Origin of the sequence: Pseudoalteromonas sp. NZS37 (assembly GCF_015864265.1) — a bacterium.
Lineage (GTDB): Bacteria > Pseudomonadota > Gammaproteobacteria > Enterobacterales > Alteromonadaceae > Pseudoalteromonas > Pseudoalteromonas arctica.
This window is the reverse complement of sequence record NZ_JADYXL010000002.1, coordinates 530,496-546,238: the sequence shown is the minus strand read 5'-3', so window position 1 is coordinate 546,238 and position 15,743 is coordinate 530,496. Positions and strand designations below refer to the sequence as shown.

The 15,743-nt window shown below is 38.6% G+C and carries 17 protein-coding genes; 7 read left to right on the top strand and 10 right to left on the bottom strand.

Annotated features, from left to right (window positions below; genetic code table 11):
* Nucleotides 1-65: 65 nt before the first annotated feature.
* Nucleotides 66-722, bottom strand: coding sequence for a 7-cyano-7-deazaguanine synthase QueC (gene queC, locus I6F47_RS05735; RefSeq protein ID WP_007583902.1), 657 nt, complete (start codon nt 720-722; stop codon nt 66-68).
* A 145-nt stretch (nt 723-867) separates the two neighbouring features.
* Here queC and queE point away from each other — a divergent pair, with 145 nt between their 5' ends.
* The 3 genes from queE (at nt 868) to I6F47_RS05720 (ending at nt 4,382) form a co-directional block, all read left to right on the top strand.
* The gene (gene queE, locus I6F47_RS05730; protein WP_197183516.1) at nt 868-1,533 is read left to right on the top strand and encodes a 7-carboxy-7-deazaguanine synthase QueE; all 666 of its coding nucleotides are present in this window, start codon (nt 868-870) and stop codon (nt 1,531-1,533) included.
* 285 nt (nt 1,534-1,818) lie between these two features.
* On the top strand, nt 1,819-2,562 hold the full coding sequence (locus tag I6F47_RS05725) for a class I SAM-dependent DNA methyltransferase (protein WP_197183499.1): 744 nt from the start codon (nt 1,819-1,821) through the stop codon (nt 2,560-2,562).
* A 239-nt stretch (nt 2,563-2,801) separates the two neighbouring features.
* Nucleotides 2,802-4,382, top strand: coding sequence for a DUF4041 domain-containing protein (locus tag I6F47_RS05720; RefSeq protein WP_197183498.1), 1,581 nt, complete (start codon nt 2,802-2,804; stop codon nt 4,380-4,382).
* 494 nt (nt 4,383-4,876) lie between these two features.
* On the opposite strand, the gene bcp is transcribed toward I6F47_RS05720, so the two are convergent.
* Nucleotides 4,877-5,356 carry a thioredoxin-dependent thiol peroxidase gene (bcp, locus tag I6F47_RS05715; RefSeq protein WP_002963124.1) on the bottom strand — a complete coding sequence of 160 codons (480 nt, stop codon included), beginning with the start codon at nt 5,354-5,356 and terminating at the stop codon, nt 4,877-4,879.
* An 11-nt stretch (nt 5,357-5,367) separates the two neighbouring features.
* Nucleotides 5,368-5,901, bottom strand: a complete 534-nt coding sequence (locus I6F47_RS05710) for a glycine cleavage system protein R (protein ID WP_007583906.1) — start codon at nt 5,899-5,901, stop codon at nt 5,368-5,370.
* 359 nt (nt 5,902-6,260) lie between these two features.
* Here I6F47_RS05710 and bamC point away from each other — a divergent pair, with 359 nt between their 5' ends.
* Both bamC and I6F47_RS05700 read left to right on the top strand, forming a co-directional pair.
* Complete coding sequence (gene bamC, locus I6F47_RS05705; protein ID WP_002963120.1) at nt 6,261-7,322, top strand: outer membrane protein assembly factor BamC; 1,062 nt, start codon at nt 6,261-6,263, stop codon at nt 7,320-7,322.
* Nucleotides 7,323-7,388: 66 nt separating this feature from the next.
* The gene (locus I6F47_RS05700) at nt 7,389-8,759 is read left to right on the top strand and encodes a YjiH family protein (protein ID WP_197183497.1); all 1,371 of its coding nucleotides are present in this window, start codon (nt 7,389-7,391) and stop codon (nt 8,757-8,759) included.
* A 53-nt stretch (nt 8,760-8,812) separates the two neighbouring features.
* Here I6F47_RS05700 and I6F47_RS05695 read toward each other — a convergent pair whose 3' ends face one another.
* Together I6F47_RS05695 and I6F47_RS05690 are read right to left on the bottom strand one after the other, a co-directional pair.
* Complete coding sequence (locus I6F47_RS05695) at nt 8,813-8,959, bottom strand: DUF2897 family protein (RefSeq protein ID WP_007583912.1); 147 nt, start codon at nt 8,957-8,959, stop codon at nt 8,813-8,815.
* A 126-nt stretch (nt 8,960-9,085) separates the two neighbouring features.
* A complete protein-coding gene (locus tag I6F47_RS05690; protein WP_197183496.1) occupies nt 9,086-9,622 on the bottom strand; it encodes an acyloxyacyl hydrolase in 537 nt (178 codons plus the stop codon).
* A 244-nt stretch (nt 9,623-9,866) separates the two neighbouring features.
* Between I6F47_RS05690 and I6F47_RS05685 the strand changes: the two genes are divergently transcribed.
* Together I6F47_RS05685 and I6F47_RS05680 are read left to right on the top strand one after the other, a co-directional pair.
* Nucleotides 9,867-10,460, top strand: a complete 594-nt coding sequence (locus I6F47_RS05685; RefSeq protein WP_197183495.1) for an MlaC/ttg2D family ABC transporter substrate-binding protein — start codon at nt 9,867-9,869, stop codon at nt 10,458-10,460.
* Between the two features lie 230 nt (nt 10,461-10,690).
* A complete protein-coding gene (locus I6F47_RS05680; RefSeq protein ID WP_197183494.1) occupies nt 10,691-12,028 on the top strand; it encodes an ankyrin repeat domain-containing protein in 1,338 nt (445 codons plus the stop codon).
* A gap of 82 nt (nt 12,029-12,110) precedes the next feature.
* On the opposite strand, the gene I6F47_RS05675 is transcribed toward I6F47_RS05680, so the two are convergent.
* Genes I6F47_RS05675 through I6F47_RS05655 form a run of 5 tightly spaced genes read right to left on the bottom strand, consistent with a single transcriptional unit; the run spans nt 12,111 to nt 15,630 of the window.
* A complete protein-coding gene (locus I6F47_RS05675) occupies nt 12,111-12,554 on the bottom strand; it encodes a DUF2069 domain-containing protein (RefSeq protein WP_007581036.1) in 444 nt (147 codons plus the stop codon).
* A complete protein-coding gene (gene wrbA, locus I6F47_RS05670; protein WP_007581039.1) occupies nt 12,551-13,105 on the bottom strand; it encodes an NAD(P)H:quinone oxidoreductase in 555 nt (184 codons plus the stop codon). The genes I6F47_RS05675 and wrbA overlap by 4 nt, the downstream gene beginning before the upstream one ends.
* Nucleotides 13,105-13,452: an arsenate reductase (glutaredoxin) gene (gene arsC / locus I6F47_RS05665; protein ID WP_197183493.1), complete on the bottom strand. Its 348-nt coding sequence runs from the start codon at nt 13,450-13,452 to the stop codon at nt 13,105-13,107. Before arsC ends, wrbA begins: the two co-directional genes overlap by 1 nt.
* A gap of 53 nt (nt 13,453-13,505) precedes the next feature.
* Entirely contained in the window at nt 13,506-14,963 is a 1,458-nt protein-coding gene (locus I6F47_RS05660; protein WP_007581042.1) for a M48 family metalloprotease, read from the bottom strand.
* Between the two features lies 1 nt (nt 14,964).
* The gene (locus I6F47_RS05655; RefSeq protein WP_007581045.1) at nt 14,965-15,630 is read right to left on the bottom strand and encodes a hypothetical protein; all 666 of its coding nucleotides are present in this window, start codon (nt 15,628-15,630) and stop codon (nt 14,965-14,967) included.
* Nucleotides 15,631-15,743: the final 113 nt, after the last annotated feature.

Sequence of the window (15,743 nt, the reverse complement as noted above, 5' to 3'; positions counted from 1 at the left end):
ACAAAAAAGGCTATCGATGATAGCCTTTTTTCTTTACAGCAATTGTATTACTAATTAATTGGTGCTTATTCGTATTCTAACGGGTCTGTAATGTTATTTAGTGCAAATGCTTCAAGGCGTTCTTGGCACGCGCCACATTTACCACAGGCCTTTTCACGGCCATTATAACAAGTCCACGTTTGGCTGTAATCTAAACCCATTTCAATACCGTCGGTTAAAATACCAATTTTAGTATTGTTTAAGTATGGGCTAAAAATTTCTACAGCGTCGTAGTTAGCAATACGACACACATCATCCATTTTTTGCACAAATTCAGGACGGCAGTCAGGGTAAATAGCATGATCCCCAGAGTGAGCGCCGTAATAAACTTGGCCAGCTTTAAGTGATACCGCGTAACCAACAGCAAGCGAGAGCAAAATCATATTACGATTAGGTACAATCGTACTTTTCATGCTTTCTTCTTCGTAATGGCCTTCAGGCACATCAATATCATCAGTAAGTGATGAGCCACCAATAAGTTGGTTAATCGCCGAAATATCAACAATTTTGTGTGGAACGTTTAATTTTTCACACACACTTGCCGCCACTTTAAGCTCTTTTACATGACGCTGACCATAGTCAAATGATAGGGCATATACATCATGGCCTTGTTGCAGGGCTTTATTTAATACGGTAAATGAGTCCATACCGCCGGAATAAATAACAACTACTTTTTGCGTCATATCTGTTTTGCTCTTAGTTTTAATAGAGGTTTATATCAGGGCGCGATATACTACACGGCCGCAGCTTAAATAACAATTTTTGCACAGCGCTTTTTGGTTTTTTAATAGTAGCAATTTGGCTGCTAGGTAGTAAGTGAGATCTCTTTTGTACAAAATTAATGAAGTGTTTGAAACCATTCAAGGTGAAGCTAGCTTTACTGGCACACCCTCAATATTTTTACGTCTGCAAGGTTGCCCTGTAGGCTGCTCTTGGTGCGACACCAAGCAAACGTGGGATGTTGATAATGTATATAAAGTATCGCTGGACGAAACCGTAGAAAAAAAAGCCGACTCAGATCATTGGGCTAACGCCAGTGCAGAGCAAATTTTAGCGTTGTTTCAATCACGTAGTTATACCGCAAAGCACGTAGTAATTACAGGCGGCGAGCCATGTATGTTCGACTTAAATCCGGTATGTAACTTATTACACGAACACGGTTTTAGTACACAAATAGAAACCAGCGGCACGTTTGAAATACTCGCCCCAGAGCAAACATGGGTAACGGTATCGCCAAAAATTAATATGCGCGGTGGTTATGAAGTACTTACCAGCACCATGAAGCGTGCAAACGAGATAAAACACCCCGTTGCCATGCAAAAGCATGTAGAAGAGTTAGAAGAGTTATTTGCTAAAACAGGCGTTAATCCTAAGCTTGTTTATTTACAGCCAATTAGCCAAAAAGTATCAGCAACTAAATTAGCAATCGACACCTGTATTGCCAAAAACTGGCGCCTATCAATACAAGTACATAAGTATTTAGGAATTAGTTAAAGCCAGCTTAAAGTTATAGTACGTAGGTTGGGTAGAGCGTAGCGAAACCCAACGAATCTCCAATTTCACACCGCTTTACAACAACGCTCTATGATATTTAAATACGTAGGTCGGATAAGCGAAGCGCCATCCGACAACCCTGTACTTTATAGCCTGTACTTTATAACCTAAAATTTATAGCCTAAAATTACATCTACCCTAAAGCTCATATCTTCTTCGTTAATTGTGCTAATTAGTTTACTATGCGCGACTTAAAAATATTCTACTACTTACGACTAGGCTTATATGTCCGCAAATGCACTCTACACCGACCTTTCTGATTACTACGACTTAATGTGCGCAGATATAGATTATCAAGCCCAAAGCAATTCTATTCACAGGCTGCACCAAATTTTTGGTAATGGCGCAAATACCCATCTCGATTTAGCATGTGGCACCGGCCCGCATGTACGCCACTTTATTGACTACGGCTATAAAAGTAGTGGGCTTGATTTAAACCAGCCAATGCTCGATAAAGCAAAAGTTCGTTGTCCAGAAGCGCAATTTTCGTTGCAAAACATGAGTGAATTTAAAGTAACCGAGCAATTGGATTTAATTACCTGCTTTTTGTATTCAATCCATTACTGCGACGGCATTAATAAGCTAAAAGAATGCCTTGCTAGCGTACACAGCGCATTAAACGTAGGTGGAATATTTTGCTTTAACACGGTTGATAAAAACAAAATCGACAGCGATTCATTTGTAGAGCACACAGCAACAAGCGAAAATAGCTTCTTCACATTTCGCTCTGGTTGGCACTACAGTGGCACTGGCAGCAAACAATTATTAAAACTCAGCATAGAAAAAACCACCGCAGACAAAACACTCGTATGGCACGACGAGCACCCAATGGTTGCTTTTAGTTATACCGAGCTTAAAGAAGCCTTAAAACCGTACTTCGAAATCCACATATTTGAACATGACTACGACAAAATAACCCCATGGGCACAGCGCTCAGGCAACGCCATTTTTGTCTGCGTAAAAATTTAAGACAAACTCGTAGGTTGGGTAGAGCGTAGCGAAACCCAACGAACCTAAAATACCCACGCCCCCAATAACCCTGCATTATATATTTGAAAACGTAGGTCGGATAAGCGAAGCGCCATCCGACGATGCACCGTATTTGAGTTTCGGCGCGTAAAATTCTGTATATTAATTTCAGTTTCATCGACTCAAAAATATATGCTACCTTCAAATAGTGGATTTAATAATGATAAAAGGAATTTAAAATGGAACACTCTGCATCAATTCTCCTCCTAATAATTACCATATTGATTTGTCTTGGTTGGTACAACCATACAAAAAATTTAAAAATACAGTTTAAACAAAATATTAAGGCATTAAATGATTCTTTAGCTTTAGCGCGAGAAGAAGCTAAAAAGCAATCATTGAAAAATAAAGAGCTAACTGAGAAATATAGCCCAATCATTCAAGCCGAAGCTTACTCTCAAGCTTTATTAGATGAAGCGAAACTAAAAGCAAATGCTATAAAGCAAACTGCTGAAAATTTAGCTAATGAAGTAAAAAATGAATCTATTACTGTAAGTGAGTCATTAAAGGAACAAAGAATAGAGGGGAGCCTAAGACTTCGAGAAGCGAAGGAGAAAGCTGAAAAAATTAGGTTGGATGCTAATCAAGAAGCTGACCGTATTACTTTATTCGCAGAGCAAAGGGCTAAAGAGATTGCGGGTGATGCGTATGAAGCAAAAGAAAAAGCTAATACCTACGAGCAAGCAATAAAAGCAATGCGAAATACTATCGAAGGCTATAAGGACGACTATATCATTCCTAATCACTCAGTTTTAGATGACTTAGCTGAGGATTTTGGTCACAAAGAAGCTGGAGCAGAGCTAAAGTCAATACGTCAAAATATTAGGCAAATGATAAAAGAAGGATTTGCTGGGGATTGTGACTATGTTGAACAACATAGAAAAACATATGCAATCCATTTTGTAGTTGATGCATTTAACGGTAAAGTAGATAGTGCATTATCTAAAGTAAAACACGATAATTTTGGGAAAATAAACCAAGAAATATTAGATGCGTTCGCATTAGTTAACCACAATGGCGTTCCTTTTAGAAAAGCTAGAATTAATGAAAAATATCTTAATGCACGTTTAATTGAACTAAAGTGGGCTGTAGCTACAAGTGAATTAAAAAGAATCGAACGTGAAGAGCAAGCAGAAATTAAGGCTCAAATTAGGGAAGAAGAAAAGGCTTTAAGAGATATTGAGAAAGCAAAGAAAGAAGCCGAAAAAGAAGAACGCTTACTTCAGAAAGCTTTGAAAAAAGCACGAGAAGAACTTTCTACTGCAAATGATGAGCAGCGAGCCGACTATGAAGCGAAATTACTTGATCTAGAAAAGCAATTAAAAGAAGCAGAAGATAAAGGTCAAAGAGCTATGTCGATGGCACAACAAACCCGAAGAGGGCATGTATACGTAATAAGCAATGTAGGCAGTTTTGGTGAAGAGGTATTCAAAATTGGTATGACCCGAAGACTTGAGCCTATGGATCGTGTCAAAGAACTAGGCGATGCATCTGTTCCTTTTTCCTTTGATGTTCATGCGATGATATTTAGTGAAGATGCGCCATCTTTAGAAAAAGAACTTCATCGCCGTTTTGATATTTACTCAGTGAATAAAATAAATTCAAGGAAAGAATTTTTCAAAACTACAATATCAGAAGTTAAGAAAGCTGTAGAGGGCAATGGGATTAAAGATGTTCATTGGACTTTAAAAGCTGAAGCTTCTGAGTATCGTGAGAGTTTAGCAATAGAGAAAAACTTACAATGTAATGCGGTTGCTTAACTCTTTCTTATTTAGTTTCATGTATTAAGACAAAGTAGGTGAATTAGTTTTTCTCATCAATTTCTTTCCCGCAATTATAACAATCGTTAGTGGGAAGCTTATAACTAGAAATAGAGCGCATTACTTGGTTTTTCTTACAGGCAGGGCAGGCGTAATTAATTACAGAGATTATAAGCGCAATAGCAAAAACGAAACTACCGATATAAAACGGGTTTGAGTAAAATTGCATACTTGGTTCTGAAAAGTTAAAACCAATAATACAGATGATTAATGCAGTTAAATAAAGTTTAAATTTTAGGCTTTTATTCAAGGTTTAAATATCCAATTGGCAAGGTGCTAATAATAAGTGCTTTGGCAGTTTTAACAAATTATTTACTCAATTACTATTTAAGTTTTATATAGCGCAAATGTATAGGCATAAAAAAAGCGTTGCCCTTGAGCAACGCTTTTCTGTATTTTCTAATAGCTGGTAGCTAACTTACTCAGCCACAAACTTATTCTGCAGCTAAATAATCCAACACTACTTGATGATGATCTTTAGTTTTAAACTTATCAAATAGGTGTTTAATTTTACCGTCTTGGCCTACTAAAAACGTTAGGCGATGAATACCATCGTACTCTTTACCCATAAACTTTTTGTAGCCCCATACACCAAATGCTTCAGCAATGGCGTGGTCTTCATCGGCTAATAGGTCAAAATTAAGCTCTTTTTTAGTTTCAAAGTTTTTAAGGCGCTTAATTGGATCTGGGCTAATACCTACAACGCGGGTGTTAAATTTAGCAAGCTGTGCTTGCTCATCGCGTAGATTTTCGGCTTGTACAGTACAGCCCGGCGTTGACGCTTTAGGGTAAAAGTACACAAGCACTTGTTGCTCTTTTAACAGCTCGCTTAATGTTACTGTTTCGTCGTTTTGGTTTTGTAGGCTAAAAGCGGGTGCAGTATCGCCAGCTTGTAATGGACTAATTGTGTTCATGTTTAGCATCCTTAACGAATTCGTTTAAAAATATAATCTACGTTTAGTGTGTGAGAAAGGCTCTCAAAACTAATTTTAAATTGATCTATATCTACATCAACAGGTATGTTGAATTCAAGTTCACAACGCATTTTAATGTTGTCTTCTTGGGAATAAGTGTCTGACTTAAGTGAGCAAATACTAATATTATTGTCGGCAAAAAAGCGCGTTACTTTGCTCAATGTGCCAGGGGTGTCTATGCCTGTGTATTCTAGGGTGTAACCTGCACAAAACTCGCTAGGAGTATGACTTGCTGTACGCTTCATCATGGTTAGCAGGCCAAGTTCCATGGCTTTAGTTGGCAGTACGTGCTCTATGCGGCTTATTGCCGACATGTCGCCGCTAAGTAGCATTATGAAGGTAAATTCGCAGCCTAAAATAGCAATACGGCTGTCAATAATGTTGCAGTGGCAATCGCTAACCAGTTGGGTTAGTTCACTTACAATACCGGGTCTGTCTTCGCCAATCGCTGTTAAAACAATTTGATGATTTGAAAATGCAGTCATGAGTTCAAATACCTTGTTACTTGGATTATATCAACCGAGTTGGCAACACCAAAAATACACACGAGAAGTTGCACGGCGGCGAAGTTTAACACAAAAAGGGCTCTAAACTACAGCACACGCTAATTAAGCGCTTTTAAAGTGCGGTGTTTCTTGTTTTTACTGGCACGGGAAAGTACCATAGCTAAAATTTGCTTATTTGCGCTTAGTTTTATTGCTAAGTTGAAGTGCTGAACTTTATTGCATTTAGGCAGCCAAATAATAAATGTAAAGTTAATATTGATTTTACACTGAACCAAATCGGCATTACCCACTCATATATTTGTTAAAACAATTAAAGGGTATGCTAAGGAGAAATATCTGTGCAGTATTGGATCCCAAAAGCACTTGCAGTAAGTGTATTGGTAAGTTTATCAGGGTGTAGTGTATTTATTAATAAGGCACATGACGAACGTAACTATCGTACGCATGAGCCTGTAAAAGCACCAACGTCGTTATCTCAACCAGCTCAAGACCCAGTTTATAAAATGGATGTAGGTCAATACGACAACAATCCTGAAGCTACAAATTACCGCCCACCGGCACAAGTATTAACAATTGCTAAAGGCAGTTGGGTAGAAGAGACAGATAAACAAGCGCGTATTTATTTTGATAAAAACGATGGCATTGCTGATTTAGATGAATTTCTTTGGGATACGATTCAATCGGTACTTGCTGATAATAACGCGGGCACAACTAAAGAAGATAAGCTACTTGGTATTATTGAAACTGATTGGTACTCAATCATCAAAACAGAAGAAAGCTTTTGGTGGTGGGGCGATGAAGTTAACGATGACTTAGAAAAGTTTAGATTCACTATTGAAGAAAAGTCACATCAGCGTACTGCGTCTTTACGTGTAGAGCTGATAGACTTTAAAGGCGACCATACACTTACTGATTTGTTAAAGCAGCAGTTAGAAGTACGTGCGCTTAACCAAGTAGTGAGCGAGTTTGATTACCGTTACCGTCAACTTGAAGTTGATATGCGTAAGCGCCAAGGTATTATTTCTCTTGAAATGGGCTTTGATAACAAAGGTAATGCAGCACTTGTAACTGAGCAATCTTACGAAGCTGTGTTTGATCGTTTCTCTGGCTTTTTAGAGCGCTTGTCGTTCACTATTGTTGAAATTAACCCAGATACGGGCTTAATTACTGCTGATTATACTAAACCGGAAACAAGCGTTTGGGATTCAATTTGGGGTGATGACGTAGCTCAACTACCTATTGATGAAGGCCAATACCAAATTTTAGTAAGTAAAACTAAAGAAGGCGGTACTAGCTTAACGTGGATGGATGACAAAGGCGAAACGCTTGAGCCAGGTACTATGAATGGTTTACAACAAGCATTAGAAGCAGCACTCATTCAGCGCGGCATTAAAATTTAAATAATAATAAGTTTTACCACAAAAAGAGCGCTATGCTCTTTTTGTGGTTTTTATAGGTTAATAAATATGTCTCAGCTACCTGAACGTTCACACTACACGTGGCGCACTTGGTTTACTTTTTTGGTTCCTTCGTTAATTGGTGTGTTTTTATTTATGACACCCATTAGTACCTCGCAAGGGATGACCATTCCTATTGCCGTTATGGCAAAAGCGGTCCAAGCAATGATGCTTGGCTCTGCTCAAGCAATTATTACTCTCATTATTTGTATTACAGGGGTTATTTCTGTAATTACTAAAGTGTTTAAACCCGCCGCTATATGTAACTCACCTTTGTTAAAGCATTTATTTGACGTGAGCTGGACATGGCTGGTGGTGCGCTTATTTGGAATGGCGTTTGGTTTAATGACGTACTTAAGCCTAGGCAGCGAGATGATTACCTCGGCCAATACTGGCGCGCTGGTATTAAATGACTTATTGCCAGTGTTGTTTTCGGTATTTATTTTAGCGGGCTTATTACTGCCGCTATTAATTAACTTTGGTCTACTAGAGCTTGCTGGTACGTTAATGACTAAAGTAATGCGCCCTGTATTTGGTGTACCTGGTAGAAGCGCGGTTGACTGTACTGCATCGTGGTTAGGTGATGGTAGTGTGGGTATTTTGATGACTGCAAGGCAGTACGATCAAAAGCACTATACACAACGCGAAGCGGCTATTATTGGTACTACGTTTTCAGCGGTTTCAATTACGTTTAGTTTAGTGGTGCTTGGGCAAGTTAAACTTGAATACCTATTTGCACCGTTTTACGCAACGGTATGTTTAGCCGGTATTGTTGCCGCTATTATTGTGCCGCGATTACCGCCACTGCGCTTTAAAAAAGACTTATTGATTGATGGTACTGAGCCAGATAGAGACGCTGAAACAATTCCGGGTCATAAAACCTTATTTGGTCATTCGTTAGATGTTGCATTAGCTAAAGCAGATAACTCAACGGGTGTTAAAGGTACTATAAAAGAGGGCTTACATAACGCGCTTGATATGGTGTTTGGTGTATTGCCTGTAGTTATGGCGGTAGGTACATTTGCACTGATTATTGCTGAGCATACGCCTATATTTCAGTATTTAGGTATGCCGTTTGTGCCATTTTTAGAGTTATTACAAGTACCCGAAGCGGCAGCAGCGTCGCAGACTATTATGGTTGGTTTTGCTGATATGTTTATTCCGTCAATATTAGCAGCAGGTACAATTGAAAGTGATGTAACGCGCTTTATTATTGCCGCAATGAGTGTAACTCAGCTTATTTATATGTCTGAGGTGGGCGCACTTTTACTTGGCAGTAAAATACCGGTAAATATTTTAGAGTTGTTTATTATATTTATTTTGCGAACGCTAATTACTTTACCTGTTATTGCGCTAATGGCGCATTGGTTAGTAGGCTAAATTTACGAAAATATAATTAAGTGAATTGGTATTATTAAAAAAGCCCTGATTAATCAGGGCTTTTTTGTGTCTGTTGTATTTTTAATATTGGCGTTGGGCTTTTTAAACTCCGTTTTTGCAGAGAGTCTAATCAGCGCAATATTACCAATGACAATAGCAAAAACAACGGCGACAATAATTACAATATGCCAAGTTTGCATCGCAGTATCACTTAATATTTAGTACGTTTAAGTGTGACCGTTTTACGCTATAACAGCAATTAAATTACTCAAAACATAATCAATAACTTTAAACACAATCAATAACGTTAAACACAATCAATAACCTTAAAAACGTCTAGCTACCGAAAGCGTTAAAAAGTTAAGCCCTGGGTTTGGCTCTTTAAAGCCTGCGTTTGAATAGTGAATAACTCTAAGGGCAACATTAGTATGACCAAAGTCGGCAACAAGGCCTATGCGGTCTTCAAATTGGTAGTGAGTACTTATGTTTTTACCGGCAAACTGCGTTTCATCAATCAGTGATACACCAATCCCTGCTTCTACATAAAATGGGGTGTTGTTAAAACTAAAGGCAGGAAATTGCAGCACAGGTGACATAGCAAGTACTAGGTTTGATTGTGTTTCATCGCCGTGGCGGTATTCCCACATATTTACGCTGGTTTCAAAGTAAAAGCGTGCATCACCAATTATATTTTGCATGCTAGGTGCATGATACTGATACGCAAGCTTAACGCCGTTTACGTTACCTTCGCCTTTGAGAAAATCAACAGCATAACCATGGTTCGATTGAGCAAAAGCAAGTTTGCCAAAAAGTGAAACTACTAATGCAAAAGAGATAATAAGTGTTTTAAGTGACGTTTTCATAGGTGCCAAATGTTTGTCTGATTCAAGTGATAACTAAATGATAAGGGCGACCTATTAACAATTACAATGAGGACAAAATGCCGGTTGTATATGAGCTGTTAATGGAGGTTTCTAACTGCTTGAATTTATTTTAGTTATTTTATTGGTGCGATTTGGGCATTAATAAGTTGCTTATTTGTGCCTTTTTTATTGCGTATAGTTCGCGTAAATTACAGCCATCTTAATCACACAGACATATACAATTATGAAACTCTTTAAACTATTCGTTTTAGCCACTGCTTTTTTTAGTAGTTCGTTATTTGCACAAACTCAGCAATCGCCAGATCAGTTACTTGAATCAGTAGCCGATAAGCTATTTGCAGACATTGGCCAAGTAAATTCAAAAGGCACAGCAAGCAAAGAAGCGATGGCTGCCATTGTTGAAAAACGTTTAATGCCACATATTGATGTTAAGTTTGTGTCGTTTAAATTATTAGGTAAACACATTAAAGGCATTGAGCGCGAGCAGGCTGTTCAATTTATAGATGCAGTAGAGCATTACTTAACAGGCACATACGCTGGTGCACTAATGAAGTACACAGGTCAAAAAGTAGTATTTGAGCGTAATAACGCAAAAAGTGACTCTGAGTACGCAACAGTTAATACACAAATTATTGAGCCAAATGCGCCTACAATCGACTTAAGTTTTAAGCTTCGTTTAGGTAAACATGATGAGTGGAAAGTATACGATATTGTTGCCGAAGGTATTTCACTATTAAGTGCTAAGCAAAAAGAGATTATTCAACGTATTTCTGAAGTGGGTTTAGATCAAGTTATTAGCGAGTTAAAAAGTAAATAGACTATTTGTCTGGCTCTGATTAAGCCCAACTCCAACCTCAAAAACGGCCAATTACTTATGTACTTGGCCGTTTTTATATTTGTAAGTAAAGGATTGTTGTTATTGCGTAATTTTGCGCTAGCAGCAAAACAAAGGTGTGCTAGAATATCGACACTTTGATTAAGCGTGGTGTCAGCTAAAAACTGATATAACTTACCACCCCCAAGCCACACTGGAGTTGTGTTGTTTTAATGGAAAATGTACTGATTTGGCCAAAGGAATACCCATTACTTATTAAAGGACTGGTAGAACAAAACGGTGCCTTTATTTTAGATGCTTTGGAAGCTTGGCCTGCTTGTCGTTCTACAAATGAAGACGATGGTGTATGCACCACCGTGTTACCGCCTATTTATTATTTGGCATGGCTAACCCCGCTAGAACCATTTGAAGAATGTTACTTTCAACATATCTCTGAATATGACGAAGACGCACAAGCGTATATTAGTGCGGTTAAAAGCCATTACTACGATAATGAATACACCCCTGAAAGCTTAGTGCTTATGCTATGCCAGCGCCTTGAAAAATACGCAAGTGTGGCTGCACAAAATACCATAGATACGCCACTGTCTTTAGTCGATTTGTTTTTTAGTAAACGCTATTTCACGTTAATTGAGCATGCGCTAAATAATAAAAGTAAACTTTCGGCAAAAGATACATTAGCCCTTTGGAAAGAAGTTGATTTTAGAGAGCGCTTAAGTGCGTTTATTCCAGAGTCTATTGCTGATTTAGATACTCTTTCTGAACTTGCCAGCGAAAAAGTAGCAGCGGGTAAAGACTATTTTACGTTGCTTACACAGGTTTCTCCTGATGTTGACTCTGTTGTACTGCTAGAAAAAGCATTATTAACGCACCTGCGTAAAAAAACAGCCAAGCAAACAATGGCAATGCGTTTTATTGAGCAAGGCGCTACAGGTGTTCTTGCTGATGAAAGCAATAAAACAGCTTTTATGTGGGCCGCCGAAAAAGGCTTTGTAAATGTGGTTGAAACGCTACTTGCAAAGCAAGACAAAAAAGCGGTTGATAATTTAGGTAACACAGCACTTCATTATGCTGTATTTGCTAAAAATGAATCGTTAATGGTGCTGCTTATTAAAGCGGGCTATAACTTTAGAGCGCGCAATAAAGAAGGTTTAAGTTGTTACCGTTTGGCGGTTAGTATTAAAGCTAATAACTTGGTTAAATGTTTAGAGCGTGACTTTGGTATTAAAGAGCTTTCGCCAGAAGGGCAGTTTGATCGCATTAAAAAAGTACATGTGCTGCACGCTATTGTCACTATATTGCTGCCTTTGCAGTTGTTCTTCTTTTTTGATGAAACACTCTCTATTAAAAGTGAGCTGACGCTGAGTTTAACTATGGCGGCAGTGATTTGTTTTTTCTTTGCGACCACTTTAAAACGCTGTGCGTTATATCCACATATTAAACACCCTTGGGGTTTATTTGTGCTTAGAGGCTTTTCGTTTATTAGCTTAATTGCTCAAATAGGGTTGGCGAGTATTGTGGTGCTAGCTGCCTTAAGTGATTTAGTTTAGTCACTTTTAAACAGCTAATAAAAAACGCGCTTAAAGCAATTTAAGCGCGTTTTTTGTATTTATAACCGTTTATGGTTAAGCCTTATTTACCGTGCTCATTTGCTGCTTTTTCTTCAGCTAGTTCTTCTTTAAGCTTACGGATTTTTAAACCTTGTTCTTGTCCGCGGTGTCTTGCGTAGTAAGTACAGCCAATAAACATTGAAGAGGCAAACACAAGCTCTAGCAATACCCAAATTAATTCATCAGGAGCGGCCCACAGCATGGTAAGCCCGTGAATAAAATACAGCATTACAACAAAGTTAGCCCACGCATAAGTGTATGTATTATCTTTAATTATGCCTCTTAGCGGCAGTAGTAACGGAATAATAGGCAAAAATAAAGACACTAAACTCGCATTACCATTTAGAGGTGGCACAAAATACATCCACAGTGGAATAAGAACAAGTAAACCTACATAGCCAAATAGTGCGGCACGCTGAAACTTTACTGTAATCGGCTTTTTAGCTGGGTTGTCAGCTGTATTCATTTAAGTTTTCTCGCAATGTGAGTAAGGCGTTTACCAACGCTTTGGCATATTTTAATTTCGTCTTTGCTTAGTTGTGCACTGTTAGCACTTCCGGCAACGTGAGTTGCACCGTATGGTGTTCCACCTGTTTGTGTTGCAAGTAATTCTGGCACATCGTAAGGCACGCCTAGTAGCATCATACCGTGGTGTAATAGTGGCAGAGATAAGTTAAGTAAGGTTGCTTCATTACCACCATGCATACTGCTTGATGACGAAAACACACACGCTGGCTTATCTATTAACTGACCTTTTAACCATAAGTCGCTGGTGGTTTCCCAAAAGCTTTTAGCTTGAGAGGCCATCATGCCAAATCGGGTTGGAGTACCAAATGCTAAACCATCGCAATTTATTAAATCATCTTTAGTGATCACAATGTCGTGCGCATTTTTAGCCACAAAGGTGCGAAGCAGTGCTGTAGCGCCTTGTTGCTCTATCGACTCTGCTATTTCGTGAGCCATTGCTTCAACTGAGCCATGGCTTGAGTGATAAAGCACCACTATGGTTGCACTCATTATAAAACGCTTAGTACGTTTTCTGGTGGACGACCAATCGCTGCTTTATTGTTATTCACTACAATAGGGCGTTCAATTAGTTTTGGATTTTGTACCATGACATCTATTAATGCTGATTCACTGCTTTCATCTTTTAAATTAAGCGCTTTGTAGTCATCTTCTTTTGTGCGCATTAATTCACGTACGGATGAAAAACCAAGTTGGATTACAAGCGTTGAAATTTGCTCGTGTGTAAGAGGCGTTTTTAAATACTCTACAACACTTGGCTCTATTGCTTTACTTTGCAGTAGTGCTAGCGTTTCGCGTGATTTAGAACAACGTGGGTTGTGGTAAATAGTAACAGACATAAAATGATTCCAAAGTGTGAATTGCGTCTATTTTAGGGTAAGCGCTTGCAGACTTAAAGTCTTGCAAGCTCTTTTTGTAAAAGTCGATACTGGGTAAGTAGTGCTTTTAAACGTTGTTGCTTTACAAGTTGAGTAGGCTCTACAAAGTTTAGTGCTTTTTGTACTTCGTCTGCGGCTTTTAAATAAGCACCATATTGCGCTAATACATCGGCGTTAGCTTCGTGATAAGAGGCTAATTTATCTTGTTTTTTATACGCGTCTGCAAGGAGTTGTTTGCCTAAGTTATGATCTGGCTTTTCGAGTAAAAAACTCTTTAAAATATTTTCAGCAAGCTCATATTGCTCAGCTTCAAGTGCTGAGTTGGCATAGTTAAGTGTAATTACCTGATTATTAGGGCGATACTGATTTAAATCCGCTAAAAACTTAACGGCTTCATCTGCCTTTTTTTGTGCAATAAGTAAATCGGTATGGGTATCTATATAAAATAAGTTTTTAGGATCGTTTTTTAAAAGCTCGTCTAATATTGGCGCTGCTTCATCAAGCTTTTTTTGATCAAGCAAGCTTATGGCTAAGCCATACTTTAATGCAGTGTTGTTGTAGGTATTTTCGCGCAGTAGCTTTCTAAATAGATCTTCTGCGTTTTCTGGTTTGTTGTCATAGCGGGCAAGCACTCGACTTTTTGCTAAATTAAACTCAAGGCTCGCATTCATAAGGCGCACAGGAAATTGCTCTGCACGCAAACGTACATCTGATACACGACTCTCTGGTAATGGGTGAGTTAGCAAAAATGCAGGTGGTTTGTATTTATAGCGAATTTGCGCTGCAAGTTTAGTTAAAAACTCACTCGATGCACGGGGATCAAATCCTGCATTATTAAGTGTTTGCATGCCTATGCGGTCAGCTTCTTGCTCAGCTGAGCGGCTATGCGTTAACTGACTAAAAGCTGATTGTGTTTGGCTGGCAGATATAATGGCAATACCCGCGTCGGGTGCAACAACGGTTGCTAATATACCTGCAATCATGCCGGCAATGGTCAGCGCGCTGTTATCTTGTTGTTGCTGTATTCTACGTGCTAAGTGGCGCTGTGTTACGTGAGCAATTTCGTGACCAAGTACCGAAGCAAACTGGCTCTCGTTATCGGCTTGAGCTATTAACCCGGTGTGTACACCTACATGCCCGCCATAAAATGCAAACGCATTTATTTCTGAGTTATTTATCCAAAAAAACGAAAACGGAAAACGTACATCGTTAGCATTAGCAACAAGTTTACGGCCAATAGTCGTGAGGTATTCATCTAGCACAGGATCGTTTATAACTGGCGATGAACCTCGTATTTGCATCATCATTACTTCGCCAATAGCTTGTTCTTTTTCAAGTGGCAGTGCTTGTAATGCAGATGTTCCTAAATCAGGAAGTGTAAAGTTGGTTTGCGCTTTTAAAGGTTCGCTTACTAATAAGCTAAACGTAAGCGCGGCACTGCATAAAGTGATAAATGCTGATTTTAGCTGCATTTTATTCCTTGTTAATTTGTTCGCCAATTGCAATTTTGGCTATGTCTATTTCGTCACTGCTTGCACGGCTGTCTTTTTCGCACAATTGGTATAGTTCTTTTATTGTGACTCCATCAAGCTTTACAACGTTCAATTCTCGCTGCAAAAAAGTAATAATTTTATGTACTACTTTATGTGCATGTAAAATAATGGCTTTATCTGCTTTGTCGCCCCGTTCAAAATAAAAGCCAATAAACTTATGTAACTGACTTATTCTGATCAGGTTTTTCATTGAATGTGGATCCCACACTCTAAACTCCATAAAGCGATTATTTTTTATGTATTGGTCAACAATAACATCTTTAGCATAAGGCTGTGCCCATAGCTCAAAGCCTCTGTCGGTAAAAACTTGGTGCAGCGCAATACGTGGCTTATGTTTAGTGTGTATTACACCAAGGCTGTCTTCATGGCCTTCTAATAAATCTAAGTTCCAATTGCGTTTATCTATAAGTTGTTTAACTGCATTATCGAATCCATGATCTAAAATCCCTTCTGATTCGCTTATTGATGAGGCAACAAGGTGATAAAAAGGAGGTAGTTCGCCCCAATTAATTTGCTTTTTAAACCAATTAATCTCTTTGAGTGTTGGATTACTGGGTAGTTGCGCTTTATTATGCGTGCCAGGCATTAACTTATCCTTACTGCTAGTTATGTTATAAGGATAAACTATTGCAGGTATTGTTTTAACAAAAAGTTACAACGGTTTGGGTATATAAGTATATTGACCGTAAATATGCGACT